This is a genomic window from Brevibacterium permense, from assembly GCF_025506275.1.
Classification (GTDB): Bacteria; Actinomycetota; Actinomycetes; order Actinomycetales; family Brevibacteriaceae; genus Brevibacterium; species Brevibacterium permense_A.
Window position 1 is genome coordinate 20,137 of sequence record NZ_QYCP01000080.1, and the last position, 26,799, is coordinate 46,935.

Consider the following 26,799-nt stretch of genomic DNA (forward strand, 5'->3'; position numbering starts at 1 on the left):
ATAGGCTCGGGACATGGCACCGGTCACACCTTTCAATCAGCTGTCCAATGTCGAACAAGCCGAGGACTACGCCGAGAATCTCTTCGTCGGTCGATCCGTGCGTCTGCGGCCGCTGAGGGAGGAGGATCTGCCGTACCTCGAGCAGTGGTGGTTCGATCCCTCGATCGTCGTCCTGCAGAATCACACAGTTCTGCCGCGGCCCGAAGGGGGTGTGTCCGAGCAGTTCTCGCAGTGGAGCGCGAACACCACGAGCGAGGCAGTCGGCTTCAGCATCGAGCTGACCGAAACCGAGGAGTTCGTCGGCCATGTCACCCTCTACGGACGCAATCCCATCAACCAGTCCGCCACTCTGGCGATCGTCCTCGGCCCTGAATTCCACGGCCGCGGATACGGCTCGGATGCCGTGCGACTGGCCGTGAAATACGGGTTCCTCCAATTAGGACTCAACCGCATCGAGCTGCAGACCTGGGCGTTCAACACCCGTGGAATCGCCTCCTATACGAAAGCCGGATTCGTCGAAGAAGGCCGTCGACGAGAAGCAGTGTTCTTCAACGGCCGGCGCCACGACGAAGTCATCATGGCCATCCTCAGAGACGACTGGGCCGGTAACAGCTGAGGCGCCGCCACCACTGACTCGCACGCCGTTTCCTGTGGACGGCGCCTCCACTCACACAACTTGATCCTGTGGATGCAGAACCCGTTTCCACAGGCGCGAATCCGGCCCTGGACACGGCAGCATGCCGACTCCCAGGCTGAAGGTCCGCTCGCAGAGTGCGAACGGGGTTTCAGCCAAGGAGGAGAGCATGGCCACCACATCACCGTTCCCGGAGATCGAGGATCCGCCGACCGGGCACGTCGAATCGGTCGAGGACCGAAGCGAGATCGAACAGTTCTGGGAACCCGACGCCGGAGCGACCACAGCCGAATATGCGATCACCACTCTGGCTGCGTGCGGATTCGCCGCACTGCTCGTCGTGGTCCTCAAATCCGAACCGATCAAGGAACTCATCACAGGGGTCATCTCCTCGGCGCTCGGTCTGGGAAGCTGAACCGTCATGGTACGCGGACGCTCCCGTCAGCGGCAGCGAGGATGGAATCGCGATGCGGGAACCGCGACGGCGGAATTCGCCGTCGTCATGCCGGCCGTCGTTCTTCTCATCGTGCTGCTCGCGGGAGCCGCCGCTGTCGGGTTCTCCCAGCTGCGAGCCTTCGACGCGGCACGGTCTGCGGCCCGTGAGATCGCCCGCGGCGAACCACAGGCCGCCGTAGTGTCCGAGGCGAAGAAGCACGCCGGCGACTCCTCCTCGGTCCGTGTCCGAGCCGACGGCGGATACTCGGTCGTCACAGTCACGATCGAGCTGCCGGCCGCGATCTTCTTCCTCGACACCGTCGACGCGGATGCCACCGCTCGATTCGAAGGGGACAGAGAAGGACCGCCATGACGAACATCGTCGTGGGTCTCTGCTCGATCGTGCTCGTCCTCGTCACCGCCATCGGCAGCCTCGGCCAGGCGTTCGTCGCCCACAGTCGGGCACAGAGCGCCGCGGATCTGGCAGCGCTCGCCGCCGCGGACGCAGTGCGCGGGCTGGCCACCGGGGAACCGTGTGAGACGGCGAAGGAGGTCGCGATTCGCAACGGCGGACACATCAAGGACTGCCGAGCCTCATTGAGTGAGCAATCCGCCTATGTCGTCGTCGAAGTCGACATCCCGGGGCCTCTGCCGAAGGTCAGAGAGGAGGCGGTCGCCGGGAAATGAGGGGGATCGCTACCTGAGCACGGTGCGCAGCAGCCGCAGCGCAGCGTCCTTCTCCAACGGTTCGTTGCCGTTGCCGCACTTCGGCGACTGCACACACGACGGGCAGCCGTCGATGCACTCACATGCGGCGATGGCATCCCTTGTCGCACCCAACCATTCTTCGATGACCTCGCTGCCGCGTTCGGCGAAACCGGCACCACCGGCCAAACCGTCATAGACGAACACTGTCGCCAGTCCGGTGTCGGCATGCAGTGCCGTCGACACCCCGCCGATATCCCAGCGATCGCAGCCGGCGAAGAGCGGCAGTAGACCGATCGAGGCATGCTCGGCGGCATGGACGGCTCCGGGCAGGTCTCCGGAGACGACTTCGGCCTCGTCGAGGACGCTCTGCGGAATCGTCCACCACACGGCCTTCGTCCGCAGCGTGCGCTCCGGCAGGTCGAGCTCATGTTCGGCGATGATCGCTCCACCGCGCTTGGCCCGCATCCGGTAGGCGACGACCTGATCCTTGACGTCGACGGTGCCGCTGCACACAGCCACCCCGGAGGGCAGAACCCGCTGCGCATCGGCGTCGACGATCGAGATCTCCGTCTGCGAGCGCGGCTGAGTCGTGTAGTCGACCTGGGCACGTTCGACGGCGACGATCCGGTCCTCGAGGTCGAGATCGAGGACCGTGAAGTCGATCCCCTGATGCGTGTACACCGCGCCCGGATGGGCTCCCGTATGTGCTCCCGATTCGTCGACCGTGCCCAGCAGAGTGCCGGTGCTCGCTTCGACCAGGCTGAACTGTCCGCCGCCGGAACCGCGGATATCGGACAGGTCGGTCGCCGGTTGGTCTTTTGCCCAGAACCATCCGGTCGGCCGTACCCGCAGCATCTTCCGCTCCACGAGGTCGTCGACGACCGCAGACGAATTGTCCGGGAAGTGCACGAGATCGGCCGCCTTCAGTGGCACCTCGGCGGCGGCCGCACACAGGTGACCGGAGAGCACGTGCGGATTGCCCGGATGGATGACGCCGGCGTCGACGGGGGAGTCGAAGATGACTTCGGGATGGTGGACGACGAAGGTATCGAGCGGATCATCGCGGGCGATGAACACAGCCATCCACCGTTGCCCGGCTCGGCCCGCGCGTCCCGCCTGCTGCCATAGGGACGCCAACGTCCCCGGCCACCCGGAGATGATGACCAGGTCGAGTCCGGAGATGTCGATGCCCAACTCCAGAGCATTCGTCGACGCCACGGCCAGCAGCTGACCCGAACGCAGAGCCGCCTCGAGCATCCTGCGCTCTTCGGCCAGATACCCGCCCCGGTATGCCGCGACCTTGCCGGTCAGGGTCTCATCCACCTCACCCACCTGGTCACGGACCGTCTGCGCCAGGGCTTCGGTGCCTCGGCGGGAGGCGATGAACGTGATCGACCGAAAACCCGCGCACATCGAATCGGTGATGACATCGGCGGCCTCGACGAGGCCGCTGCGCCGATCCCCGCCCGGTGACACAGGAGGCTCCCACAGTGCGAAGCTGCCGGCTGCCCGCGGTGAAGAATCCTCGGCCACCGCGTGTGCGGGCCGCCCGGTCAGCTTCGCAAAGGCTGCGTCCGGGTTCGCCATCGTCGCCGAGGCTCCGATGACGACCGGGGCAGCCCCGTAGTGGGCGGCGATGCGCAGCAGGCGGCGAAGGATGAGTGCGACGTGGGACCCGAACACTCCACGGTAGCGGTGGGCTTCATCGATGACGATGAAGCGCAGGCTCTTGAACATCCGGGCGAAGCGCTCGTGCTGGGGCAGAATGCTGCGGTGGAGCATGTCCGGGTTGGTGAAGATGATGTTCGCATGCCGTCTCGCCCAGTCCTTCGAGACCTGCGAGGTGTCCCCGTCATAGCTGGCGGGACGCATGCCCTGGATGACGAATCGTTCGAGTTTGGCCAGCTGATCGGCGGCCAGAGCCTTTGTCGGAGCGATGTAGATCGCCGAGGCGGTGCGCAGCTTTCCGCGAGTCGATTGGATCGCTTCGAGCACCGGCAGCCAGAATCCCAACGACTTGCCCGACGCGGTGGGGGTGGCGATGACGACGTCTGAACCGTCCCTGGCCGTCTGCGCCGCCTCGAGCTGGTGCTGCCACAGAGCGTCGACGCCGATGGAATGACATGCGTGCTTGAGTTCCTCGTCGATCCAGTCCGGCCACTCGGCGTCCCGTTCGAAACGCTGCGGGATATCGCGGACATGGACGATCCGCTCATCCCGGGCACCGAAACCGGTGACGATGTCGAGAAGAGCAGAGGAGGCCATGAGTCAATTATGGCGCAGTCGCTAGGATTCTTCTGTGACTGATCTGCCGTTGGCCCACCTGGGCGAGACCCTCTACCGTTCCGGATACACCGAACCACGGCTGCGCCAGTTCTGGGGTGGCCCGACCACGGAGGCGCTGCTGCGCAACAACGCCGCACCCGCCATCCACCACTGCGCCCGGACGCTGGCGGACCAGTCGTCGACGGCCGCCGACCGGGCCATGGCCAGCGCCGCGCTGCTCTTCCACTTCCACCGCACAGTCCCGGTCGCTGAGGTCCGAGCCCTGCTGGGGGAGTCCTTCGACACCGCCGCCGAGGCAGGGCTGATCACCGTGGACGACGAGGAGGTGACCGCCCCCTTCGCCCTGACCCCCTATGATCTTCCCGTCGGTGTCCCCCGCGGCTTCCGTCCCGGGGACGAGAACCTCTATCTCGTGGCCGACCACGGCACCCTGACCACACCGGATGTCCTCGACGGAGAATTCGTGCTCGGACTCGGCGGAGCCGGCCGGACACTGGTGTCGATCACCCCGCGCGACCACGTCGGGGTGGCCGCCGACATCGGCACCGGCTGCGGAATCCAAGCTCTGCTGCTGACCCGACACAGCGACCGAGTCATCGCCACCGACATCTCCCAACGTGCCCTGCGTCTGGCCGAACTCTCGGCCGGACTCAACGGTGTGACGACGATCGAATTCCGGCACGGCTCTCTTCTCGAACCATTGCAGGAACCCGTGGATCTGCTCGTGTCGAATCCGCCATTCGTCATCACCCCGCGCAGCACGGACACCACCTTCGAATACCGGGACGGCGGAATGACCGGGGACCGACTTGTTCGGGAGCTCTTCACCCGGATCCCTGAGAACCTCACCTCGGGTGGACGCAGCGTCTGCCTCGGAAACTGGGAAGCCGCCTCCGGGAAGAACGAAGGACCGGAGACCTGGGTCGGTGATGACTACACGTCCGTGTTCGTCATCGAACGTGAGGCCCTCGACCCCGTCGCCTATGCCGAGACGTGGATCCGCGACGGCGGGGTCCCTCGCGCCAGCACCGCCTGGAACGACGCAGTCGCCGCATGGCTCGACGACTTCGCCACCAGAGCTGTGGACGAAGTCGTCTTCGGGTACGTGCTGATGGCGAAGTCCGATAACGATGTGCCAACGATTGGTACCGAAGATCCCGTGATCGGCGGCGCCGACTCGGACGTCGACCGCGGACCGTCGGGGACGGCCGAGGGAGTGTTCAAGACCCGGGTCAGAGTCACCTCGGCGCCAGCGAACAATCCGCATGGACTCGCAGAGTTCCTCACCACGGTCATCGCGATCCGGTCGTGGCTGGCAGCGGCCGGACCTGAGGAGATCGCCGCGACCGCTTTCACCCGCTCACCCGACCTCGTCGAACATCGCCATTTCGTTCCCGGAGCGCCGGAACCCAACTCGATCACCTTGGAACAGGGGATCGGCTTCGGGCAGGTCTTCGATCTCGACACGGCCCTGGCCGGATTCGTGTCCGTCGCGGATGGGACGCTGACCCTGCGACAGACGGCCGGGGCCTTGGCCCAGCTTCTCGAGGTCGATCCCACGGCTCTGGAAGATCAGCTCGTCGCGCAGGTCAGAGCCCTGTGCGCGGCGGGTGCGCTGCTGCCCGACAGCGGTGATATCGGGAGCTCGGCGACTGGGACGTCGGCGGAATAGGGATAGGATCGGAAACCGTTGACCCCGTGTCCGAGCCGAGATCGGGCGAGGTCCGGGCAGCATCCGGGCCGCAAGGGCCGATGAGGAACGTGTCCGTTCAACAGTGTTACATTGGGCCGGATCGTCCGTTGCAGCGGGCAGCTGATGCCGTGAGAGGAATGTGAAAGCGTGACCACAACCGAGAAGAAGCCCCGTCGCCTCGTCATCGTCGAGTCTCCGACGAAGGCGCGAACGATTGTGGGATACCTCGGCGACGGTTATGACGTCGAGGCCTCCGTCGGTCATATCCGCGACCTGCCCACCCCTTCGGAGCTGCCCGCCGATATGAAGAAGGGGCCGTACGGAAAGTTCGCTGTCGACGTCGACAACAACTTCGATCCCTATTATCGGATCGATCCGGGCAAGAAGAAGAAGGTCACCGAACTCAAGCGTCTGCTCAAGGACGCCGACGAACTCTATCTGGCAACGGATGAGGACCGCGAGGGAGAGGCCATCGCCTGGCATCTGCTCGAAGTCCTCAAACCGAAGATTCCGGTCAAGCGCATGGTCTTCCACGAGATCACGCCTGAGGCGATCGAACGGGCTCTGGAGAACACCCGCGATATCGATTCCTCGCTCGTCGACGCGCAGGAGACACGCCGCATCCTCGACCGTCTCTACGGCTACGAGGTCTCACCCGTGCTGTGGCGCAAGATCCGTGCCGGACTCTCGGCCGGACGTGTGCAGTCCGTGGCCACCCGCCTCGTCGTCGAACGCGAACGCGAACGCATGGCTTTCGTGCCCGCTGACTACTGGGACCTCGATATCGATCTCGGTCTGCCGGACGGGACGAACCCGTTCGCCGCGAATCTCACCAGCCTCGATGGATCGCGGGTGGCCAGCGGCCGTGACTTCAACGACAAGGGCGAGCTGAAGAACACCTCGGCGACGATCGTCGACCAGGCGCGAGCGGAGTCGTTGGCCACAGAGCTGAACGGCAGCGCCAAGGATGCGCTGACGGTGACCGCGGTGGAGTCGAAGCCGTACTCCCGGCGCCCGGCCGCCCCCTTCACTACCTCGACCCTGCAGCAGGAAGCCGGACGCAAACTGCGCATGAGCGCTCGTCAGGCCATGCGCACCGCCCAGTCGCTGTACGAGCACGGCTACATCACCTATATGCGTACCGACTCCTCGGCGCTGTCGGGTCAGGCCATCGCTGCCGCCCGCAAGCAGGTGACCGAACTCTATGGTCCCGAATTCGTTCCGCAGTCGCCGCGCCAGTACGCGAGCAAGCAGAAATCGGCGCAGGAGGCCCACGAGGCGATCCGCCCCGCCGGTGACTCCTTCCGCACCCCGGCACAGGTGTCCAAGCAGCTGAACGGCGACGAGTTCCGTCTCTACGACCTCATCTGGAAGCGCACCGTCGCCAGCCAGATGGCCGACGCGAAGGGCAAGACCGCGACGATCAAGGTCAGCGCCGCCCTCGCCGACGGCCACGAGGCCGGTTTCAGCGCCAGCGGCACCGTCATCACCTTCCGCGGGTTCCTTGCCGCCTATGAAGAGGGTCAGGACGCGTCCCGCTACGACACGAAGTCCGGAGAGTCGCGGCTGCCGCAGGTCGAAGAGGGCCAATCGCTGTCGGTCGTCAAGGCCGAAGCCGACGGCCACACCACCGCTCCGCCGCCGCGCTTCACCGAAGCCAGCCTGGTCAAGCAGCTCGAAGAGCTCGGCATCGGCCGACCCTCGACCTATGCTGCGACGATCTCCGTCATCCAGGACCGCGGCTATGTGACGACTCGCGGCAACGCATTGGTGCCCAGCTGGTTGGCGTTCTCCGTCGTCCGCCTGCTCGAAGAGCACTTCACCGGTCTGGTCGACTACGCGTTCACCGCTGACCTCGAATCCGAACTCGACCGGATCGCGATGGGCGAGGAGGATCGCAACGACTGGTTGGCCGGATTCTACTTCGGTGACAAGACCCAGGACCGTGAAGGACTCAAAGCCATCGTCGACGACCTCGGCGATATCGATGCCCGCGAGGTCAACACCGTCGCCATCAGCGAGGGCGTGAACCTGCGCGTGGGCCGCTACGGTCCCTACCTCGAGGTGGCTTCGGAGAAAGACGGAGAGGACCCGAAGCGGGTCTCCGTCCCCGACGATCTGGCACCCGATGAGCTGACAGCGGCGAAGGCAGCCGAACTCATCGAATCCCAAGGCGACGGCGACCGCGAGCTCGGTGTCGATCCGGAGACCGGACACACCATCGTGGCGAAGAACGGTCGTTTCGGACCCTATGTCTCCGAGGTGCTGCCCGAACCCGAGGAGAAGCCGAAGCGGGGCGCGAAGAAGCCGAAGCCGCGCACAGGTTCCCTGTTCAAGTCGATGGATCTGAACTCGATAGACCTCGAAACCGCGCTCAAGCTGCTCAGCCTGCCGCGCGTGGTCGGTCAGGACGAAGAGGGAACGGACATCACCGCGCAGAACGGCCGCTACGGACCGTACCTGAAGAAGGGAACCGACTCCCGCTCCCTGACCGATGAGGAGCAGATCTTCAACATCACCCTCGAAGAGGCGCTGAAGATCTACTCCGAGCCGAAGCAGCGCGGCGGTCGTCGGGCCGCGGCACCGCTGAAGGAACTCGGGGAGGACCCGGAGACGAAGAAGCCCGTCGTCGTCAAGGACGGTCGCTTCGGACCGTATGTCACCGATGGTGAGACGAATGCGACCCTGCGCAAGGACGACTCCGTCGAAGCCGTGACGCTCGAACGTGCCGCGACTCTGCTCGCTGAGAAGCGCGCGAAGGGACCGGCGAAGAAGAAGGCTCCGGCGAAGAAGGCCCCCGCCAAAAAGCCGGCTGCGAAGAAGACGACGGCAGCCAAGACGACAGCCGCGAAGAAGACCACCGCGTCGAAATCAACAGCGTCGAAGACCACCGCCGCGAAGAAGACGACGGCTTCCAAGTCGACTGCGTCGAAGTCCACGGCTGCGAGAACTACGGCTGCGAAGAAGACGAGCACGGCCAAGCCGAAGACTCCCTGAGCCGACGTCCGCCGAGCCCGCGGCGGTCACCTGTCACTGCTTTCGCCACCTGCCTGATGGTCCAGGCAGGTGGCGAAAGACGTTTCTTCTCCTGTGGCCAGTGATACCCCGTGGACTGTGATTGTTGGCACCGGCCACGTACTCCAGTGCTTCTGGGACGAGGTCATCAGTGCCTCAGGGACGAGGTCAGCCGCGCGACGAATCTGCGAAGTCGGTGAGCGCCTGACCGTCGAGGCGGTAAGTCTCCCACTCGTCCTGCGGCTTCGCACCCAGCGATTCGTAGAACCCGATCGACGGTGTATTCCATTTGAGCACGCACCATTCGAGCCGCGTCAGTCCGCGCGCCCGGCAGATCTGCGCCAGCCGGCCGAGGAGCGCCTTTCCGGCTCCCGAGCCGCGATGTTCCGGCAAGACGAAGAGGTCCTCGAGCCAGATGCCGTTCCTGCCCGTCCAGGTCGAGAACGAATGGAACCAGATCGCGATGCCGATGACCTCGCCGCCCGCCTCGGCTACGAGACCGAACGTATTCGCATGACCATCGTCGGGGAACATCACTGCCGCGAAATCCGCCTCGGTGGCCTCCACCGCATCCGGTTCCTTCTCATAGACAGCCAGCGCGCGGACAAGCCGCAGGATGTCGGGCAGATCAGAGCGTTCTGCTTCACGAATGGTGACGGTCATGTTGTGTGCTCCCAAAGTCGTTCGGTCAAAGGAATTCAGTCTCCGTGGTTCGTGCGCTGTCCCGGCCTGTGCCGTCCACTGCTTTCGCCGACCTCACAGCCTGTGCTTGTCCGCGTGGGCGGCTACTTCGGCCAGCTCCTCGGCGGTGGGGGACAGGGGCGAATCCGGATTCGCGTCGGCATAGTAGGAGGCGAACGCCTCGGCGACGGAATCGATCGTCACCTCCGGATGGACCTCGCTGATCGATCCGCCCGTGGACGGATCCCAGTCGATTCCGAGAGCGGCTTCGACATCGGTGAGTACCGCGCGGATCGGATCCGGGTCCTCGACGACGACCGACGACGAGAACAGCCAGGCACCGGAGACCACGCGCTGAGCGGTGCCGATCGCCTTGATCCGCCCGGCCACGTTGACACTGTGCTCACCGGGACAGTATTCGCCGGGAATCTCGCCGAGGCGGGCATCGATACCCAGCCCGCGCAGCACCTCGACATAGTCCTGGCCGAAACCGGTGAACCGTGCGTTGGTGTTCGTGATGAATGAATCACTCGGTTCGATGTGATCGACGACCAGCGACCCCGGATGGTATGCGGCCGCGCGCCCGCCGAGGCTGCGCAGGGCAGGCGTGAAACCGTGATCCCGGGCCGCTGCGATGGCGGCGGCGAACCCGGGCAGGAAACGATCCCTGGCACCGAACGCCAGGGTCGGGGCCGGTCGGTACATCCGCAGGGTCGCCCCGCGGCGTCCGGCCTTGACCGAATCGAGGAGGACGCGGGCGAATGCGAGTTCCTCCACAGGGCCCAAGCCTTCCGCCGCCACCGTGGTCATCGCCAGTGAGTCTGTGTGCACGAGTTCAAGGGTAGAGGATCGGCAGGCCCCGGTCGGGTCCGGGTTGTCGCAGATCGCACTCGTTTCCAAGAGATATGTCAGTTCGGCCAGATAGTGTAGGGCTGTGAGCATGTTGACGACTACAGGACACCGCCTGCCCGGAGCCCCCGGCCGCCTGGTCACCGAGACCGCCGCCTGGGGTGCCCTGATCGTTCTTGTCGCGATCAGCTATGTCGTGGCAGGAACCAGCGGACTCGTCGCGACGGTGGGCGGACGCGCCTTCACCGCCATGGGAGAGTCTCTCAGCTCCGGAGGATTCGACAATCAGATGGGCAGTCTGTCGCTGCTCATCGTCTTCGCCCTCTCCTGCGCAGGTCTCTTCATTCCCGCAAAGGTCTTCGCCTCCCGACCGCCGGCGGTGCGCAAGACAGCTCTGAGCATCTCAGCGATCGTCGAAGCCGCACTTCTCGTCGTCCTCAGCTTGGCTCCCAGTGCCTGGCTGACCTGGGTCGCGGCCCTGTTCCTCGGCGCCGTGGTCGGTCTGCTCATGAGCATCAACCCCTTCAGACACGAGAAGCCGTGGCGCCGCGTCGGCATTCCCGCGGCCGTCCTCGTCTTCGTCTCCTGTGCCTTCCAGATCCTCGGCGGCTCTGCAGCGGGAACTCAAGCGCTCGGCTGGGTGTCCCTGCTGGTGGGCATCGGCATGGCCGCCGGTTCCGTCATCATCTTCCTCACCCCCGAACGTGCCCTGCACGCGGAGTCTGCGACGACCGGGCAGTTCCCTGAACTCAAGGCCCGGGTCGCCCGCCCCGCCGAGGCGATCGCGAATCCGTGGGTGTGCATCGGCCTCTTCGCCGTCCTCGGCGCGACCTTCATGCTGGCCCAGCCGACGGCTATCGGCCACGGCTATGGTCAGGCCGGTTTCGCGCTCATCATCGCCTGCTGCCTCGTCGGGTGGGCCGTCGGATTCGAGATGGGGCCGACCTTCGCCCCCGGAATGTCCCGTCCACGTGTGTCCACTTTCGCTCTGCTCGTCTCCGGTGTGCTGCTGCTCGCCACCGGCGCCATCAACGAACTCTCCGGCAAGGTTGTGCTCTCGGCCGCGATCGCGTTCCTCGTCGGCATCGGCGTGCGCGCTCAGCCCTATGACTTCTCCCGCCGATACGGTGCCGTCGCGGGCGCCGGTCTGGCCTTGGTGATCAACGCCCTCGACCTCGGCGGCACGGTCGAAGTCGGTTCAAGCCCTGACTGGATCCTGGCTCCCAGCGACGTCGCGTTCCTCATCTTCGGCATCGCCGCCCTGGTCGCCGGAGTCATCGGACTCTTCACCTTCGACCCGCACAGACTGCAGGGGCTGTCCGTCGACATCGTCCACGGATTCCGCCCGCCCAGCCAGCCGGAGACTGCGGCCGGTGGACTCGGGAACTCGGCCGAACGCCTCGGCGCCGGATTCTTCATCGCCATCGAAGGCGGAGATGGTTCCGGCAAGTCCACACAGATCAAACGCATCTCCGCGGCTCTGGCCGATGACGGTTATCACGTGGAGGCCACTCGCGAACCCGGAGGCACCGAACTGGGCACGAAGATCCGTTCTGTTCTCTTCGACTCCGACCCGCCGAGCTCGCGCACCGAAGCCCTTCTCTTCGCTGCTGACCGTGCCCACCATGTGGCATCCCTGGTCGACCCCAGCCTCGACGCCGGAAACATCGTCATCACCGATCGGTACATCGATTCGACGATCGCCTACCAGGCAGCCGGTCGCAGCTTCGACGAGAAGACGATCCTCGCGCTGAGTCGGTGGGCCACCAAGGGGCTCGTACCGAATCTGACGATCGTCCTCGACATCGAACCCGAGGTCGCGGCCGAGCGGATGGGCAAGCGCGGCGACAGCAACTACCTCGACGACGAGAACCAGCAGTTCCACCAGCGTGTGCGCCAGACCTACCTGTCCCGCGCACACAAGGAACTCGACCGGTATGTCGTCCTCGACGCCTCGGTCGACGCCGATGATCTCACCGAGCAGATCCTTGCGGCCATCCGCGCTCGGCTTCCGCAGACCCTGGTCAGACGCGACACCGGCACCGAGGCGGCCCCCGCCTCGACGTCGAATGCTGAGTCCGGCGGCGGTCCGGAACGCGGCTCCGTGCCGGTCGCTGCCGTGGCCGCCGGGTCCGTGCCCGATGACGGCGCGGTCGAGTCAGACGACGACAACCAGGACGACGAACACTCTGCGGACAGTTCTGCCGATGCGATCGGTCACCGCGATGCCGACAGCGATGCCGTCGACGGCGGCGATGCGACAGAGGAAGCTGCCGCAGACGACGCCGACCCAAGCGGTATCAGCGGCGATGACTCAGTTCACGAACGTGGACCGCGGTTCGTTCCCGCCTCCGGAGACCGCTTCGTCCCCGCTGCTATCACCGACGCCGAGGCCGAGATGTCCGGCGCAGTTCCCACCGAGCGCGTCGACCTCGGTGCCGATCTGCGGGAGGACCCGGCCGCCTCGGCGAAGGAGGAGCAGTTCGGTGCTTCCGGTTCACCGGCATCTGCAGGCGAAACGGCGGACCGGGACACGGAGCATGACGAGGAGGAACTCCCGTCTTTCCTGGAGAGGAAGGACGAGCGCCGTTCCGGCGAGGACGACGCCACCACGGTGCTGCCGGCCAGTGCGAACGCCTCAGAAGCACTCATCGATGACAGCGACGAGGCCGATGGGGTGCCGACGGACCGCATCGCCGCGGACGAAGACGCCGAGACCCGGATCGTCAACCGCGTCGATCCCGAAGAAGCCGAGACCCGGGTGGTCCACCGGGCCGAGCCGGCTGTCAACGCCAGCGCAGATGGCGAGACCTCCGACTCGGTCGACGACGAGGACGCAGAGACCACGGTTCTCCCGGCCCGCAGTGCACGGGAGATGAGCCGTGAACGCCTGCATGCCCAGGCCGAGATCGAACGTCAGGCACGGGAGCGTCTGCGCAGGCAGCGTGAACGCAGCAACCGTCGCTTCACCAACCCGGAGGATTCCTGAAGTGAGCGTCTTCGACGAACTCGTCGGCCAGGATGACGTCATCACGCAGCTCGGCTATGCCCTGAACAACCCGACGGCCATGACCCACGCGTGGCTGTTCACCGGTCCTCCGGGGTCGGGTCGGTCGAACGCGGCACGCGCCTTCGCTGCGGCCCTCATCTCCGGGGGCACGGAATCGAACGATGTGACCGCCCGGGTTCTGTCGGGTCATCACGAGTCCCTGACGATCATGTCGACCCAGAAATCGGTCATCTCGATCGAAGAGGTCCGCGAACTCGTGTCCAAGGCGCAGGCGTCGCCGGTGAACTCGAAATGGCGCGTCGTCATCATCGAAGATGCCGATCGGATGATGGAGCGAACGGCGAACGTGCTGCTCAAGGCCATCGAAGAACCGCCTCCGGGGACCGTGTGGCTGCTGTGTGCGCCGAGTCCGATCGATGTGCTCACCACCATCCGATCGCGTTGTCGTCCCGTGCGTCTGCGGATCCCCTCTCGGGATGCGGTGGCGCAGCTGCTGATGCAGCGTGACAACGTCTCGGCGGACCGGGCCCATTGGGCTGCCGCCGTGGCCCAGAACCACATCGGGCGCGCGAAATACCTGGCGCTCAACGAGTCGGCCGATGCCGAACGCAAGCAGATCCTTGCGATCCCCGGCAAACTCACCTCGGTGGGGGCGACGATCCGCCTGGCCGGGCGCATCGTTGACGCCGCCGCTGAGACCGCGAAATCACGCGTCGAAGAGCGCAATGCCGCCGAACGGACTCAGCTTCTCACGACGTTGGGCGTCGAAGGGGAGAAGACGATTCCGCCCTCGGCAAGAGCACAGATCAGAAAACTCGAGGAGGAGCAGAAGCGCCGTTCGGTGCGAGCCCGTAACGATGAGCTCGACCGGATCTTCCTCGAACTAATGAGCCTCTACCGCGACATCCTCATGTACCAGCTGGGGATCCGAGACGGGTGGATCAACGCCGGCGAAGTCGACCTCATCGCCGAACAGGCGAACCGGGACGGCCCCGACACCACTTTGCTGCGCATCGATGCGATCACCGAGGCCCGGCAGCGCCTGCAGACGAACATGTCGCCCGTGCTCATTGTTGAAGCAGCCTTCGTGCTGCTGTCGAACCCCTGGCTGCAAGAGGACCGCACGGGCGCACTCTGATCGCCGACGGTTGAGCGCGCCGGGGGAGTGGCCGAATGTTCAGACGTCGCCGAGGAGCTCTGCGACGAGTGCCGCGGTGAGTTCGATGCGGCGGGGAATCCAGATCTGCAGAGCGTGTTCGGTCCGGGCGTGGGAACCTCCGCCGACGGTGCCGAGGCCGTCGAGGGTCGGCGTCCCGACTCCGGCGGTGAAGTTGCCGTCCGACCCGCCGCCGACTGCGACTGACCGCAGCGGGGGATGCCCGAGTCGCCCTGCCAGTCGTTGGGCACGAGCATAGAGGCCCATCGCCATGTCCTCTTCGAGCGGGGCGCGGTTGATTCCGCCCTTGAGCTCGATCTTCGCACCGGCCACGCTGGGCGTCAGGGCGCGCAGAGCATCATCGATGCGCACCTGTTCATCCACCGAGGCTGCTCTGGAGTCGATGCCGACGACGGCTTTGGCCGGCACGGTGTTCGTGGTCGATCCGCTGGTCATCACGGTCGGGACGACGGAGGTGCCGACCGCGGGCTTGTGCAGTGCGGCGATTTCGATGACCTGGTTTGCCACTTCGATGGTGGCGTTGATGCCCTTCTCCGGTTCGACTCCGGCATGCGATGCCAGACCGTTGACTTCAAGCTGGTAGATCGCTACGCCTTTGCGTGCGATCTTGACGGCACCGTCGGCGGCACCACTTTCGAACACGAGGGCGGCCTCTGCCCCACGCGCTTCGTCTTCGATGATCTGCCGGGAACCAGGGGAGCCGAGTTCTTCATCGGCGGTGATGAGGAGGCTGACACCATCGAGGTTGCCGAGTTCGGCACGGACCTTCGCCAAGGCGTAGATCGCGATGAGCAGTCCGCCCTTCATATCATCGGCGCCGGGTCCGCGGACTACCCCGTCCTTGACCGAGTACGGGAAGTCTGCGAGCGTGCCGGTGGGCCAGACGGTGTCGTGATGGCCGATGAGCACGACCTTGCGCGGGCCGGTGCCGAAGCGCCACAGGACATGCGGGTGGCCGTCGGTTTCGATGATCTGAGGTGCGGCACCGAGCATTCCGGTGCCGATGCGCGAGACGAGTCGGGCGCTGCGGGCCAATGAAGAGAGGTCGTTGGAGAACGACTCGCATTCGATGAGCGCTTGGAAGTCGCTCATGAAGTCGTCGGAGTCGAACTCTGCCATGGATGTCTCTCCCTCGTGTCTGTGCCAACTGTCCTTTCAAGGTTAGCGGGTGCGTGACTGTTGCTGTGCGGCCCCCGTTCGACTGCGGGCCAGACGCCCGGTTGTCGCCTGTCAGCGAGGGGGTGACAAAGGTCTTGGTCGGAACCGCTCAGGAGAGCATCCGTCGTTTTGACCGCTGGCAGAGAGATTGGCTAAAGTTGGTTCGGTTGCCGCCTTAGCTCAGTCGGCAGAGCGATTCACTCGTAATGAATAGGTCGCGGGTTCGATTCCCGCAGGCGGCTCGGCAACAGCCCCTCTGATCAGCAGAAATGATGATCAGAGGGGCTTCTTCTCGCCGTTAGATCGTAAAACTACGCGCTAAACTACGCGCTAGGGGACCAGTTTCACCTAACGGGCGGCGTAGCCGCCCCGGGCGTCATAGTGAAGATGATCACCGACGTCGGAGGAGACAGACATGTCCGCCGAGTCCAACGCCCGATCCCACGCCGAAGCTTTTCGCTGGTGGCGCGGAGCCCCTAACCTCGATGCGACGGAGGCCAAGCGCCGAGATCTAGAAGCTCTTCGCGACGCCTGCACTGAGTTGTTACACGATCTCAACTGACTGAACGATGATGCCCTGCACCAGCTGGTACGGGGCATCCAAGTTCGACGACCACTGCCAAGGCTGGCAGGAGTGCGCCATCGAAGGGAAAACTCACAAATCGAAGTTGCGAATCAGAATTCTCTGATCCGCCGGAACTGTCGATCACGGTCGAGACTCAGCTCGGTGCGTTGAGACAAACGATCGTTGAATGGATTTGCCAGAACATGGACCAAGGTAGAGGTGCCCCGAGCGCGGACCCTTCGAGGAATGTTAAGTGCACAGGCCAGCCATCGCGATAAGAGCTGACGAGGTCTGCGAGGCCGGAGTGGGTCAACGTGAGTAACGTGCCGTCGCCATGAGGGGCCATGCTCCACGCCACATCGGTGCCAGTCTCATCGGGGAACTTCCACGAATAGGTCAACGCACTCAAGACTTCAAACTTCTCAACCGTCGACTCGCATAGATAGCCGTCGCCATGGTCTATCGCGAATGACGACCCCGAAGAAATCGAGCCAGAGACAACCGTCCCAAGCCACTCTCCAATGTGAGACGACGTGGTCAGGGCCTCCCATGCTCGGACGACTGGGGCGTTGATGACCCACCCGACATGCAACTCTGATTCGTCGGACTCTACCGAAACTAACGGCATCTGATTACCCTTTCGCATCGGTGTGTATCGCCGTCACTGTATGCCATCGACAGTCACTCTCTCGTCGCCTGAGTTCCCGAACCCGATGCTCGGGATGTCTTCTGAGCACATCGACAAATCGAGGTACCGGAGAACAGTTCCGTCACAATCTACTGCGCCATACTTGCCGACCGGCACGTTCATCGGCGGTATAACCCAAGAGCTAGTTCCTCCGAGGCCGGTTTTCGACACGTCGTCGACCAGCAGTACTGGACCAGCCCCAAGGGCTCGCTCTGAAGAGTCGTCTTCAATCATCACAAAAGCGCGCTCATTCGCTCCGACAATCGCCGTCTGCGGATCCGGCCTCCACAGGAACTCAAGACCTCCCCCAACGTAAGGGGCGGCTGTCCTCGCGAGATCATTCGTGGGAATCATGGTGAAAGCGTGCGCGAGGATCTTCATAACCCGGCCCTCATTTTGCTGAACTGGGACTCGACGTCGTCATCGAAGTCCTCAAAGCTCACTGTAGCGCGTTTCGCTGTTGCGACGCTGGTACCTCCAGTCTGCCGCCTGCGATCACCCCGCGGTGCTACTTCTGGTGCGATCCCTCATACTCGATGAACTGCGCATCGTCGTTGACCGAAGTTCCCCGGTATTCCACCTGCTGTCCACTGGGCACAAGATCTTGGTAGTAGCCAAGCCAATTACCCCACGGGTCGGAGAAGTCGACAAACGAAACAACTCCAGGCAGCTGCGAGGGCTCGGAATGCTCAATCCCTGACGAGTCGAGAAAGTCCAGCGCAGCACGGAGATCGAGCACACGGAATCGCATTCTCTTGTGCATAGGCGCTGCGTCTGCTTTGCCTCCGACCTGAACCCAGCATTCTTGGCCAGAGATCGGAGACCACTCGAAGAAATCATCATGCGGCTCGAACTCCGGTTCGCGGCCGAATAGCGCGCTGTAGAACGAACGAGCTTTTTCAGTCTCGTCGGTCGGCACGTACACCTGCACGGTGACACCCGCTGTAAAGGGAGCAGAGTTCGTGGAACCGTTACTCATAGCTGTATCTCCCATATCGGTAGAAGTGGAATTGATCGTCGTGGTAACACCGTGACCCCTCCCGCAGGCGGCTCGGCAACAGCCCCTCCCACCAGAGCAAAATCTGGCTCGGGAGGGGCTTTTTCGTAGCTGCAGCGCCTTTCAGGCATGGCCCGTCTCAGCAAGGCGGCGGAGCGAAAACGGTTTCGACCGCTTGGCAAGCCGATTGTAGACTGTGGCTGAGGTCGTCAGTGGTGCTCGTTCGGCTGACCATCAGACACATCACTTCACCGTCGACGGACGTCGTCGTATGAAAGCTACCCGGGGACATAACGATTCCCTGCCCCGGGCGGACCAGGAACCGTTTGACCGTTCCATTGTCGACATCGTTGCGGAAAAGGTGCTGGACGATCGTGCCGGAGATGGGAATGAGCGCCTGCTCGGTGAGCAGGTGCGACTCGAACTCTTCTGGCGGCGCACTGCGGTCGTACGACACCCACAGGAGATCAGTGCTTCCGGCGTCGCCCGGGTCGAAGAGCGAGGCGCGGAAGAACGAGGTTGCCTCTGACATGAATGCTGACGAACCTTGCATTCGCTGGGCGTGGAAATCCATCACCCTGCCGAATTGTGCGAAGGCTTCCGGTGTCAGCTCGAGCATTCCGTCCCGCGCGAGATCTGAGTGTTTGGGCCGGTCCGAGCTCTCATGAAAGCGAGAAGGTGACTTCAAGGTCCACTTCATCCAACCGGCTCCGGCATTTTTTCCACGGTGTATGTCATCTCGATGCTGTCCTCGGTGCGCGGGTCGAACAGGCGCACTCGCCAGCGCGGGGCGAACTGGTCAACACTCTCGGCCATGGGAATGGTGCCGGAGATGAGGACGGTGCCCGGATTCGCGACCTCCTTGGCCTTGAGCTCGTTCAGCCAGTAGCTCGGAGGCAACAGATCGGCGAAGCTTCCATCCTGAAGCTGCGATTCGACGCCATCCGCATTGGTCACGAAGGACTCGATGCGGATCTCGTCGATGTGATCAGCAATTTCCTCATAGGACCATGCCCGCTTGGCCAGAATGTTCGGTGCGGCGTTCTTGCTCCATGCCACTCCATACACTTCGAGGTCGCGATCGGTCTGATCGCTGGCCGCTGTGATGAGAACGCCGCGGTCCGATACGACCAGCGCCCATTCGGCCTCCCCGGAAGACTTTCCGTGCTGGACCGTCACGGTTTCGGTCTGCTGAGCAAGATAAGGAGACACGGGGTATAGGGCGGGCACCTGGCTGGGGCCGGGGACTCCAAGCGCGGCCAGTTCGTCAATATGATGCTGAACGGCCTCTTGGTTTCGGCCGGCATAGCCGGCGTTGAGGAGCCTGTCGACGTGTACGTCGACGGTGGTCTTGTCTGGGAGTTCGAAGGTCAGCATGGTGTCTTCTTCCTTGTAACTGATGAGCTTTCGTTTGGTGTTGTCTCATTGTATACAGCCTGTATACTGTAAGCGCAATCACAGTTCCCGCCGCAGAGTCGCAGGCGAGGATTGCCCAGACAGATGAAAGGGATTGCTATGCAGAGTGCATCAACAACCCATCCGCCGGTGGCGCGGAAGGACCTCATCAAGGCTTTCTCCGCCAGCCTGAGCGGCACCACGCTCGAGTGGTACGACTTCGCCATCTATTCGGCTGCCGCGGCCATCGTCTTCCCCGTGCTCTTCTTCCCTTCAGGTGATCCGATGGTCGGCGTGCTGCTGGCCTTTTCGACCTACGCAGTCGGTTACGTCTCCCGGCCGTTGGGCGGAATCGTCTTCGGCCGCCTTGGCGACAAGGTCGGCCGGAAGAAGGTCCTGGTCTGGACTCTTGTGCTCATCGGAGTCTCGACATGTCTCATCGGTGTCCTCCCGACCTACCAGAGCATCTCTCTGTGGGCTCCACTCTTCCTGGTGCTGCTGCGCTTTGCCCAGGGAATCGGTGTCGGTGGTGAATGGGGCGGCGCTGTCCTCCTGTCGAGCGAATATGGCGATCCGCGCTACCGCGGCTTCTGGTCGTCGGCTGCTCAGATCGGACCTCCAGCCGGCAATCTCATGGCGAACGGCGCCTTCGCAGGTCTGACTCTCGCCCTCAGTGAAGAGCAGTTCTTCGCTTGGGGTTGGCGCGTTGCGTTCCTCGTGTCGGCGTTGCTCGTGCTCTTCGGCCTGTGGATCCGCCTCAAGCTCGAAGATACCCCGGTCTTCAAAGCAGTCGAACAGTCGGGCGAGCGTCCCGAGAAGCCGATCACCGAACTACTGCAGTCCGAGTCCCGCCCGCTGCTCTCGGCGATCCTCGCCCGCATCGGGCCTGACGTCACCTACGCACTCTTCACGGTCTTCACTCTCGCTTACGGCACGATTGTGCTCGACCTCGAACGGACCACGGTGCTGGGTGCAGTCATGCTCGGCTCGGCCTTTCAGGTCGTCTGTATTCCGTTGGCCGGCTACCTTTCGGACATTATCAACCGCCGTCTTATCTATGGCGTCGCCGCGGTGGGCGCAGTGGCATGGACCTTCGTGTTCTTCAGCAAGCTCGAATCAGGAGACGCAACCTGGATGTACGTCGGCATTCCAGTCGGGCTGTTCTTCCACTCGCTCATGTATGGGCCGCAGGCGGCGTTCGTCGTTGAGCAGTTCACGCCTCGACTGAGGTACACCGGCTCGTCACTGGCCTACACGATCGCCGGCGTGCTCGGCGGAGCGATTGCGCCGATGATGTTCACGCTGCTGCTCGACAACACCGGAACCTGGGTGTGGGTGGCCGTGTATCTGGCCGGAGCTGTGACTCTCACTCTGATCGGTCTGATCATGGGACGAAACAATAACGTCCAGGAAGACATCGACCACCTTGAGAAGCTTGCAGCCGCACAACTCTCGGCGGACTCAGCCGACGAGGTGGCTGCGAGTCATTGAGTTCGACGAGCCATGTGTTCCGGCGGCCCACGGTCGCCGGAACACTGCGCGCTTCGAGGGGCTCCAGAGTCATCGGTGAATGCGAAGCAAGAAGTCGAGAACGAAACCCGAGGGGAGAGCATGCTCGTCGTGGGCTGAGGGTCTCAGCGGGAGAGCAAGAGATTCTGAGTTTGTGCGATGTGTTCGCAGATCGCCGCGGCGGTGGCGTCGTAGTCGCCTAACTTCAGTGCCTCGAGTATCCGAGAATGCTCATCGAGTACCTGCGCTGGTCGGTCGGCGCTGGTCCACGTCGCAGAGATTCCGAAGCGAACGTGCTTGACCCGCAGGCGGGTATAGATGTCGCTGAGTACACGGTTTCCTGCTGCGTCGACCATAGATGCATGAAAGCGCTGATCGAGATTGATGAAATCGGGAATCGTATCGGGGGAGACGGGAAGCTCCACCTGCTGGCGATAGAGATCGTCCATGGTCGCAACCGGAGCTTCACCGGAATTTAGGATCTGTCGAGCCGTCTCGAGTTCGATCATCTGCCGGACTTCCATCGTCTCGCGGACCTCACGATCGTCACTGGGGCGAATATAGGCTCCGCGGTGCGGAATGAGATCGACGAGCCCGTCTGAAGCGAGCATGATGAGCGCTTCGCGGATCGGAGTGCGGGACAGGCCGAACCGTTTGACCAGATCCCCTTCGGTCAGGAAGGTTCCTTGAATCGCAGGATCCGTCAGAACGAGGTCCCGCAGGCGCTCATAGGCGGTCCGGCGTGCGGCGGGACCTGACGAAGTCTGCATGCAACCCACCTTAGTCGTTTGCTGGACAACCAGCATTCGCCGCACGAGAGTCGTTCGATTCAAAGAAAGAAGAGGAGAGAGATATGAAGATCGCGTTGGTTCAGATGAACTCGACGGGAGACCTGCAGGCCAACCTCGACAAGGTCGCGGGCTACACGGAGGCGGCAGCGGGTGAAGGTGCGCGGCTCGTGGTCTTCCCTGAGGCCACGCAGATCGCTTTCGGGCACGACTTGGCGCGTACGGCGGCGGATGACGAAGGCAAGTGGATTCAGTCAATCACCGAGATCGCACGGGAGAACGACATTGTGATCGCCGTGGGCGTCTTCCGCCCCGGCATCAACGGGACTGTAACCAACAGTCTCGTGGTCCGCGGTGTCGATGACGGTCGCGAGGTCAGTGCCGACTACGACAAGATCCATCTCTACGATGCCTTCGGCCACCGAGAATCGGATTCGGTGACCGCAGGGGAGTCGGTGCGCACGTTCCGCCTCGGCGATGTGACCTTCGGTCTGGCGATCTGCTACGACGTGCGATTCCCCGCGTTGTTCACGGCCCAAGCGCGAGCGGGAGCCGATGCGATCATCCTTGCGACGTCGTGGGGCGCAGGTCCAGGCAAGGCCGACCAGTGGAAGCTCTTGGGACCGGCCAGGGCGTTGGACTCAACAGCTTATGTGCTCGCGTGTGACCAGGCAGATCCCGCGGTTACAGGGGTGCCGGCGAAGGGTGGCAGCCCGACGGGGATCGGCCATTCGTATGTTGCTGCTCCGAACGGTGAACTGCTCGCCGAGGCGGGGCGTGGTGAAGAGATCATCTTCGCTGACATCGACCCGGACAGAATTGCGGACATCCGCGCCTCGCTGCCCGTTCTCGATAACTCTCGTCTGGAGAAAGGCATTCGTGTCGAATGCATCTGAATCAAGATAGTCAGCTGGCTGACTAATGGAGCACCCGGCACGGGCATATTAGCGAGAGCCCCTTCCGATCCAGCATGCATGCTGGATCGGAAGGGGCGGATTACGTCGTGTCGTGCGTTCTCGGCCGGTAGCCGATTCTTCAGACGCTCAGCGCTTCTTCACAGGCTTGAACGACGTCGAGCACTTCCACGTCGTCTTGCCCTTCTTTGCGGTGACGGTCACAGAAACCTTCTTGCCCGGTGTCGCCCCGGAAATGTAGTACTTCAGAGAGGCCTTGCCCTTCTTCGATGCGGTGGCCTTCTTCATCGTCTTCGTCGTCTTGTAGTGAGCGATGGTCTCAACCTTGGCATTCGGCCCGACCTTCGAGACGTTGACCCAGGTGTTCGAGTACTGGCGGGGCTTCGAGTTCGACATCTTCACTGCGCATTTCTTCGTCGCAGCTTCGGCAGGTGCCGCGTCGACGGCGAGGGAGCCGGCGAGCAGGCCGGCCGCAAGGGCCAGCGCCATCAGCTTCGAGCCCATCCTCGTGCGGGCAGGGGTGGTCACGGACATGATTCTCCAGGGGGCCAGAAATGATGAGTGGAGCCATCTTAACCACACCCGCTGTCTTCCGCGCCGCCGAAATGACTCGGTCGGAGAACTGTTATCAGTTCGAGAGATCGGAAGAGACTGTCGTCTCAATCCGCCCCTCTCCGATCCGCGGTCGCGCCATGCTCCTAGCAGGACTAGCGTGTGTTGCTCGTCACCCGAAATCGGGGCACAATGGGACGTGCGAATGTTACTGAACGATCGATCAGATCTCAGGGTCGATCTTCCATCCAGTCTGTGAGGAATTCATGAGCGAAGCGTTCATCTACGACGCGGTGCGCACCCCACGCGGCAAGAACCGCGGCGGCGCGTTGCACAGCGTCAAACCCATCGATCTCGTGACCGGGCTCATCGACGCCCTCCGCGAGCGCAATCCCGATCTCGACGACAAGGCCATCGACGACATCGTGCTCGGCGTCGTATCGCCAGTCGGCGAGCAGGGGTCGGATATCGCCCGCGTCGCCGCCATCGTCGCAGGACTCGACGAGTCCGTCGCCGGCGTCCAGGTCAACCGGTTCTGCGCCTCCGGGCTCGAAGCCGTCAACCTCGCCGCCCAGAAGGTCGGCTCCGGATTCGAGAATCTTGTCCTCGCCGGAGGCGTCGAGTCGATGTCGCGTGTGCCGCTGGGATCCGACGGCGGAGCGTGGGCGCAGGACCCGACGACGAACTACGACACCTACTTCGTCCCGCAGGGAATCGGTGCCGACCTCATCGCCACCACAGAGGGCTTCACTCGTGCAGACGTGGATGCCTTCGCCGCCGAATCGCAGAAGCGAGCCGCCGCGGCCTGGGAGAACAGCCTCTTCGAGAACTCGATTATCCCAGTCAAAGACATCAACGGCATCACCGTGCTCGACCGTGACGAGCACATGCGTCCCGGCTCGACCGTCGAATCGCTGTCGCAGCTGCCCCCGGCCTTTGCCAAGCTCGCCGCTCAGACCGGATTCGATGAGGTGGCTCTGCAGAAGTACCACTGGATCGAAGCCATCGACCACGTCCACACCGCCGCGAACTCCTCCGGAATCGTCGACGGAGCTTCGCTGGTCATCCTCGGCGACGAGGAAGTCGGTCAGAAGATGGGGATGAAGCCCCGCGCCCGGATCGTGTCCACCGCAGTCACCGGGTCCGAACCCACCATCATGCTCACCGGTCCGACTCCGGCGACGAAGAAGGCACTCGATAAAGCCGGCATGACCGTCGACGACATCGATCTGTTCGAACTCAACGAGGCATTCGCCGCCGTCGTGCTCAAGTGGATGAAGGATCTCAACATCCCCCACGAGAAGGTCAACGTCAACGGCGGAGCCATCGCCATGGGCCACCCGTTGGGAGCCACCGGCGCCATGATTCTGGGCACTGTCCTCGACGAACTCGAGCGCCGCGACCTCAAGCGTGGACTCGTCACCCTGTGCATCGGCGCAGGCATGGGCATCGCGACGATCATCGAAAGGGTCTGACATGACGAACACTGAAACCACAGCTGCCGACTACCAGCGCAACACCGATGCCGAAGGCATCGTCACCGTCGTCATCGACGAACCCGGTGCCAAGGTCAACACCATGAACGACTACTTCGCAGCCGCCCTCGAGGCGACCGTGGAGTGGCTTGAAGCCAATGTCGATGACATCACCGGCGTCGTCCTCACTTCCCCGAAGAAGACCTTCTTCGCCGGCGGAAACCTCAACAAGCTGCGTGCGGCCGATCCGGCCAATGCCGAAGAGGAATTCGCGACCGTCGAACACCTCAAGAAGGTGCTGCGTCGCCTCGAGACCTTCGGCAAGCCGGTCGTCGCCGCCCTCGGCGGTGCGGCACTGGGCGGCGGTCTCGAACTCGCCCTGGCCGCTCACCACCGGATCGCCGCCGATGACAACCCGAGCGCCCGCTTCGGCTTCCCCGAGGTCTCACTCGGCCTGCTGCCCGGCGGCGGCGGAGTCGCCCGGTCGGTGCGCATGCTCGGCATCCAGACCGCACTGCAGAAGGCCATCCTGCCGTCGACGAAGTTCAAAGCCGCCGACGCCCAGGCGCTCGGCCTCATCGACGAACTCGCCCCCGCAGCCGAACTCGAGTCCAAGGCCAAGGCATGGATCAAGGCCAACCCCGAGGCTGTGCAGCCGTGGGACGTCAAGGGCTTCAAGATCCCCGGCGGCTCCCCGTCCTCGCCGAAGATCGGCGCGATGCTTCCCGCGCTGCCGTCCTTGCTGCGCAAGCAGGGCAAGGGTGCGCCGATGCCGGCTCCGCGAGCCGTGGTCGCCGCTGCGGTCGAAGGCGCGCTGGTCGACATCGACACCGCGCTGACGGTCGAGTCTCGCTACTTCGTCAACGTCACCCATACTCCGGTGGCGAAGAACATGATCAAGGCGTTCTTCTTCGACCTCGGCCACATCAACTCCGGCGGCTCGCGCCCTGACGGCTTCGAACCTCGTCAGGTGAAGAAGCTCGGCGTGATCGGTGCCGGGATGATGGGTGCCGCTATCGCCTATAGCGCTGCGAAGTCCGGTATCGAGGTCGTCCTCAAGGACGTCGAGCTCGCCAATGCGGAGAAGGGCAAGGCCTACGCCGCCAAGCGTGAGGAATTGGCCATGGCCAAGGGCAAGACCACCGAGGTGAAGTCGCAGGCCGTCCTCGACCGGATCACACCGAGCGCCTCGGCCGAGGACTTCGCCGGTGTCGACTTCGTCATCGAGGCGGTCTTCGAATCCGTCGATCTCAAGCAGAAGGTGTTCCAGGAGATCCAGGACATCGTCGAGCCTGATGCGGTCCTCGGTTCGAACACCTCGACCCTGCCGATCACCGACCTGGCCAAGGGCGTCACCCGGGACAAGGACTTCATCGGCGTCCACTTCTTCTCGCCGGCCGACAAGATGCCGCTGGTCGAGATCATCTGCGGTGAGAATACCTCCGACGAGGTCCTCGCCCGCACCTTCGACCTCGTGCAGCAGATCCGGAAGACTCCGATCGTCGTCAACGACTCGCGCGGATTCTTCACCTCCCGCGTCATCGGCACCTTCATCGCCGAGGCGGTCGCTGCCGTCGGCGAAGGCGTGGAGCCGGCCAGCGTGGAACAGGCTGCACTGCAGGCCGGATACCCCACCGGTGCCTTGCAGCTGCTCGACGAACTGACGCTGACCCTGTCGCAGAAGATCAACAAGGAGACCCGCGACGCGGTCGAGGCCGCAGGCGGCACCTGGATCTCCCACCCCTCCGAAGCCGTCTTCGACTGGATGGTCGAGCAGGGACGGACCGGACGCAAGGACGGTGCCGGCTTCTACGACTACGACGAGAACGGCAAGCGCACCACCCTGTGGCAGGGTGTGCGCGAGAAGTACACGTCCGGGGCGAATGATCAGCCCTTCGCCGATCTGCAGGAGCGGATGCTCTTCGCCGAGGCGATCGAGACGATCAAATGCCTCGACGAGGGTGTGCTCACCTCGGTGCCGGATGCGAACATCGGTTCGATTTTCGGCATCGGATTCCCCGCGTGGACCGGCGGCGTGCTCCAGTACGTCAACCAGTACGAAGGCGGACTGGCCGGCTTCGTCGACCGGGCGAATGATCTGGCTGCGAAGTACGGCGAGCACTTCACACCGCCGGCCTCGCTGGTCGAGCGCGCGAACACCGGGGAAACCTACGAGTAAGAGGTGACCCCTGGAATAGCCTGATGGCCTTCCGGTGTTGTCCAGTCACACTGAGACTTCAGTGTCTCTGACATCTACCGGAAGGCCATTG

23 protein-coding genes and 1 tRNA gene are annotated in these 26,799 nt (G+C 63.6%); 13 read left to right on the forward strand and 11 right to left on the reverse strand.

All coding sequences use genetic code 11. The annotated features are described in order from the left end of the window. Window positions 1-13 precede the first annotated feature (13 nt). From D3I60_RS05960 to D3I60_RS05975, 4 genes are all read left to right on the forward strand, one after another. Window positions 14-616 (forward strand): GNAT family N-acetyltransferase, encoded by a 603-nt coding sequence (locus D3I60_RS05960; RefSeq protein WP_262775227.1) that lies wholly within the window; start codon window positions 14-16, stop codon window positions 614-616. 187 nt (window positions 617-803) lie between these two features. Further along, the gene (locus D3I60_RS05965) at window positions 804-1,049 is read left to right on the forward strand and encodes a DUF4244 domain-containing protein (RefSeq protein ID WP_276584427.1); all 246 of its coding nucleotides are present in this window, start codon (window positions 804-806) and stop codon (window positions 1,047-1,049) included. A gap of 6 nt (window positions 1,050-1,055) precedes the next feature. Then, complete coding sequence (locus D3I60_RS05970) at window positions 1,056-1,442, forward strand: TadE family protein (RefSeq protein ID WP_262775228.1); 387 nt, start codon at window positions 1,056-1,058, stop codon at window positions 1,440-1,442. Further along, window positions 1,439-1,756 carry an Rv3654c family TadE-like protein gene (locus D3I60_RS05975; RefSeq protein WP_262775229.1) on the forward strand — a complete coding sequence of 106 codons (318 nt, stop codon included), beginning with the start codon at window positions 1,439-1,441 and terminating at the stop codon, window positions 1,754-1,756. Before D3I60_RS05970 ends, D3I60_RS05975 begins: the two co-directional genes overlap by 4 nt. Window positions 1,757-1,765: 9 nt before the next feature. On the opposite strand, the gene D3I60_RS05980 is transcribed toward D3I60_RS05975, so the two are convergent. Continuing rightward, on the reverse strand, window positions 1,766-4,042 hold the full coding sequence (locus D3I60_RS05980; protein WP_262775230.1) for a DEAD/DEAH box helicase: 2,277 nt from the start codon (window positions 4,040-4,042) through the stop codon (window positions 1,766-1,768). Between the two features lie 34 nt (window positions 4,043-4,076). On the opposite strand from D3I60_RS05980, the gene D3I60_RS05985 reads away from it, so the two are divergent. Next, on the forward strand, window positions 4,077-5,735 hold the full coding sequence (locus D3I60_RS05985) for a class I SAM-dependent methyltransferase (RefSeq protein ID WP_262775231.1): 1,659 nt from the start codon (window positions 4,077-4,079) through the stop codon (window positions 5,733-5,735). A gap of 168 nt (window positions 5,736-5,903) precedes the next feature. Next, complete coding sequence (gene topA / locus D3I60_RS05990; RefSeq protein WP_262775232.1) at window positions 5,904-8,753, forward strand: type I DNA topoisomerase; 2,850 nt, start codon at window positions 5,904-5,906, stop codon at window positions 8,751-8,753. 186 nt (window positions 8,754-8,939) lie between these two features. On the opposite strand, the gene D3I60_RS05995 is transcribed toward topA, so the two are convergent. Further along, window positions 8,940-9,434 (reverse strand): GNAT family N-acetyltransferase, encoded by a 495-nt coding sequence (locus tag D3I60_RS05995; RefSeq protein WP_262775233.1) that lies wholly within the window; start codon window positions 9,432-9,434, stop codon window positions 8,940-8,942. Between the two features lie 93 nt (window positions 9,435-9,527). Beyond that, entirely contained in the window at window positions 9,528-10,283 is a 756-nt protein-coding gene (locus D3I60_RS06000; RefSeq protein ID WP_262775234.1) for a lipoate--protein ligase family protein, read from the reverse strand. A 109-nt stretch (window positions 10,284-10,392) separates the two neighbouring features. Here D3I60_RS06000 and tmk point away from each other — a divergent pair, with 109 nt between their 5' ends. Both tmk and D3I60_RS06010 read left to right on the forward strand, forming a co-directional pair. Next, window positions 10,393-13,290 carry a dTMP kinase gene (tmk, locus tag D3I60_RS06005; protein ID WP_262775235.1) on the forward strand — a complete coding sequence of 966 codons (2,898 nt, stop codon included), beginning with the start codon at window positions 10,393-10,395 and terminating at the stop codon, window positions 13,288-13,290. A gap of 1 nt (window position 13,291) precedes the next feature. Then, window positions 13,292-14,449: a DNA polymerase III subunit delta' gene (locus D3I60_RS06010; RefSeq protein ID WP_262775236.1), complete on the forward strand. Its 1,158-nt coding sequence runs from the start codon at window positions 13,292-13,294 to the stop codon at window positions 14,447-14,449. A 39-nt stretch (window positions 14,450-14,488) separates the two neighbouring features. On the opposite strand, the gene D3I60_RS06015 is transcribed toward D3I60_RS06010, so the two are convergent. Further along, a complete protein-coding gene (locus tag D3I60_RS06015) occupies window positions 14,489-15,607 on the reverse strand; it encodes a M20/M25/M40 family metallo-hydrolase (RefSeq protein WP_262775237.1) in 1,119 nt (372 codons plus the stop codon). Window positions 15,608-15,815: 208 nt separating this feature from the next. On the opposite strand from D3I60_RS06015, the gene D3I60_RS06020 reads away from it, so the two are divergent. After that, window positions 15,816-15,888: transfer RNA gene (locus D3I60_RS06020), tRNA-Thr, on the forward strand. Window positions 15,889-16,365: 477 nt separating this feature from the next. Here the strand turns inward: D3I60_RS06020 and D3I60_RS19325 are convergent. The 5 genes from D3I60_RS19325 to D3I60_RS06040 form a co-directional block, all read right to left on the reverse strand. Beyond that, window positions 16,366-16,857, reverse strand: coding sequence for an SRPBCC family protein (locus D3I60_RS19325; protein ID WP_369415275.1), 492 nt, complete (start codon window positions 16,855-16,857; stop codon window positions 16,366-16,368). Window positions 16,858-16,872: 15 nt separating this feature from the next. Then, window positions 16,873-17,280 (reverse strand): hypothetical protein, encoded by a 408-nt coding sequence (locus D3I60_RS06025; protein WP_262775238.1) that lies wholly within the window; start codon window positions 17,278-17,280, stop codon window positions 16,873-16,875. Window positions 17,281-17,407: 127 nt separating this feature from the next. After that, window positions 17,408-17,878, reverse strand: coding sequence for a VOC family protein (locus D3I60_RS06030; RefSeq protein ID WP_262775239.1), 471 nt, complete (start codon window positions 17,876-17,878; stop codon window positions 17,408-17,410). 157 nt (window positions 17,879-18,035) lie between these two features. Beyond that, window positions 18,036-18,515 carry an ureidoglycolate lyase gene (locus tag D3I60_RS06035; protein ID WP_262775240.1) on the reverse strand — a complete coding sequence of 160 codons (480 nt, stop codon included), beginning with the start codon at window positions 18,513-18,515 and terminating at the stop codon, window positions 18,036-18,038. A 77-nt stretch (window positions 18,516-18,592) separates the two neighbouring features. Then, complete coding sequence (locus tag D3I60_RS06040) at window positions 18,593-19,273, reverse strand: DUF2848 domain-containing protein (protein ID WP_262775241.1); 681 nt, start codon at window positions 19,271-19,273, stop codon at window positions 18,593-18,595. Between the two features lie 138 nt (window positions 19,274-19,411). Between D3I60_RS06040 and D3I60_RS06045 the strand changes: the two genes are divergently transcribed. Beyond that, on the forward strand, window positions 19,412-20,782 hold the full coding sequence (locus D3I60_RS06045) for an MFS transporter (protein WP_262775242.1): 1,371 nt from the start codon (window positions 19,412-19,414) through the stop codon (window positions 20,780-20,782). Window positions 20,783-20,925: 143 nt separating this feature from the next. On the opposite strand, the gene D3I60_RS06050 is transcribed toward D3I60_RS06045, so the two are convergent. After that, window positions 20,926-21,570 (reverse strand): GntR family transcriptional regulator, encoded by a 645-nt coding sequence (locus D3I60_RS06050; protein WP_262775243.1) that lies wholly within the window; start codon window positions 21,568-21,570, stop codon window positions 20,926-20,928. A gap of 83 nt (window positions 21,571-21,653) precedes the next feature. Between D3I60_RS06050 and D3I60_RS06055 the strand changes: the two genes are divergently transcribed. Continuing rightward, window positions 21,654-22,484 carry a carbon-nitrogen hydrolase family protein gene (locus D3I60_RS06055; protein ID WP_262775244.1) on the forward strand — a complete coding sequence of 277 codons (831 nt, stop codon included), beginning with the start codon at window positions 21,654-21,656 and terminating at the stop codon, window positions 22,482-22,484. A gap of 147 nt (window positions 22,485-22,631) precedes the next feature. Here D3I60_RS06055 and D3I60_RS06060 read toward each other — a convergent pair whose 3' ends face one another. Beyond that, on the reverse strand, window positions 22,632-23,036 hold the full coding sequence (locus D3I60_RS06060) for a hypothetical protein (protein ID WP_262775245.1): 405 nt from the start codon (window positions 23,034-23,036) through the stop codon (window positions 22,632-22,634). A 284-nt stretch (window positions 23,037-23,320) separates the two neighbouring features. Here D3I60_RS06060 and D3I60_RS06065 point away from each other — a divergent pair, with 284 nt between their 5' ends. Together D3I60_RS06065 and D3I60_RS06070 are read left to right on the forward strand one after the other, a co-directional pair. Next, the gene (locus tag D3I60_RS06065) at window positions 23,321-24,529 is read left to right on the forward strand and encodes an acetyl-CoA C-acetyltransferase (RefSeq protein ID WP_262775246.1); all 1,209 of its coding nucleotides are present in this window, start codon (window positions 23,321-23,323) and stop codon (window positions 24,527-24,529) included. 1 nt (window position 24,530) lies between these two features. Next, window positions 24,531-26,708: a 3-hydroxyacyl-CoA dehydrogenase NAD-binding domain-containing protein gene (locus D3I60_RS06070; RefSeq protein ID WP_262775247.1), complete on the forward strand. Its 2,178-nt coding sequence runs from the start codon at window positions 24,531-24,533 to the stop codon at window positions 26,706-26,708. Window positions 26,709-26,799 lie beyond the last annotated feature (91 nt).

What these genes read in the sequence shown, in the direction of transcription:
- D3I60_RS05960 (WP_262775227.1), top strand. Translation starts at nt 14, where the DNA reads ATGGCACCGGTCACACCTTTCAATCAGCTGTCCAATGTCGAACAAGCC.
- D3I60_RS05965 (WP_276584427.1), top strand. Translation starts at nt 804, where the DNA reads ATGGCCACCACATCACCGTTCCCGGAGATCGAGGATCCGCCGACCGGG.
- D3I60_RS05970 (WP_262775228.1), top strand. Translation starts at nt 1,056, where the DNA reads ATGGTACGCGGACGCTCCCGTCAGCGGCAGCGAGGATGGAATCGCGAT.
- D3I60_RS05975 (WP_262775229.1), top strand. Translation starts at nt 1,439, where the DNA reads ATGACGAACATCGTCGTGGGTCTCTGCTCGATCGTGCTCGTCCTCGTC.
- D3I60_RS05980 (WP_262775230.1), bottom strand. Translation starts at nt 4,042, where the DNA reads ATGGCCTCCTCTGCTCTTCTCGACATCGTCACCGGTTTCGGTGCCCGG.
- D3I60_RS05995 (WP_262775233.1), bottom strand. Translation starts at nt 9,434, where the DNA reads ATGACCGTCACCATTCGTGAAGCAGAACGCTCTGATCTGCCCGACATC.
- tmk (WP_262775235.1), top strand. Translation starts at nt 10,393, where the DNA reads ATGTTGACGACTACAGGACACCGCCTGCCCGGAGCCCCCGGCCGCCTG.
- D3I60_RS06015 (WP_262775237.1), bottom strand. Translation starts at nt 15,607, where the DNA reads ATGGCAGAGTTCGACTCCGACGACTTCATGAGCGACTTCCAAGCGCTC.
- D3I60_RS19325 (WP_369415275.1), bottom strand. Translation starts at nt 16,857, where the DNA reads ATGCGAAAGGGTAATCAGATGCCGTTAGTTTCGGTAGAGTCCGACGAA.
- D3I60_RS06025 (WP_262775238.1), bottom strand. Translation starts at nt 17,280, where the DNA reads ATGAAGATCCTCGCGCACGCTTTCACCATGATTCCCACGAATGATCTC.
- D3I60_RS06030 (WP_262775239.1), bottom strand. Translation starts at nt 17,878, where the DNA reads ATGAGTAACGGTTCCACGAACTCTGCTCCCTTTACAGCGGGTGTCACC.
- D3I60_RS06035 (WP_262775240.1), bottom strand. Translation starts at nt 18,515, where the DNA reads ATGCTCGAGCTGACACCGGAAGCCTTCGCACAATTCGGCAGGGTGATG.
- D3I60_RS06040 (WP_262775241.1), bottom strand. Translation starts at nt 19,273, where the DNA reads ATGCTGACCTTCGAACTCCCAGACAAGACCACCGTCGACGTACACGTC.
- D3I60_RS06045 (WP_262775242.1), top strand. Translation starts at nt 19,412, where the DNA reads ATGCAGAGTGCATCAACAACCCATCCGCCGGTGGCGCGGAAGGACCTC.
- D3I60_RS06050 (WP_262775243.1), bottom strand. Translation starts at nt 21,570, where the DNA reads ATGCAGACTTCGTCAGGTCCCGCCGCACGCCGGACCGCCTATGAGCGC.
- D3I60_RS06055 (WP_262775244.1), top strand. Translation starts at nt 21,654, where the DNA reads ATGAAGATCGCGTTGGTTCAGATGAACTCGACGGGAGACCTGCAGGCC.
- D3I60_RS06060 (WP_262775245.1), bottom strand. Translation starts at nt 23,036, where the DNA reads ATGTCCGTGACCACCCCTGCCCGCACGAGGATGGGCTCGAAGCTGATG.
- D3I60_RS06065 (WP_262775246.1), top strand. Translation starts at nt 23,321, where the DNA reads ATGAGCGAAGCGTTCATCTACGACGCGGTGCGCACCCCACGCGGCAAG.
- D3I60_RS06070 (WP_262775247.1), top strand. Translation starts at nt 24,531, where the DNA reads ATGACGAACACTGAAACCACAGCTGCCGACTACCAGCGCAACACCGAT.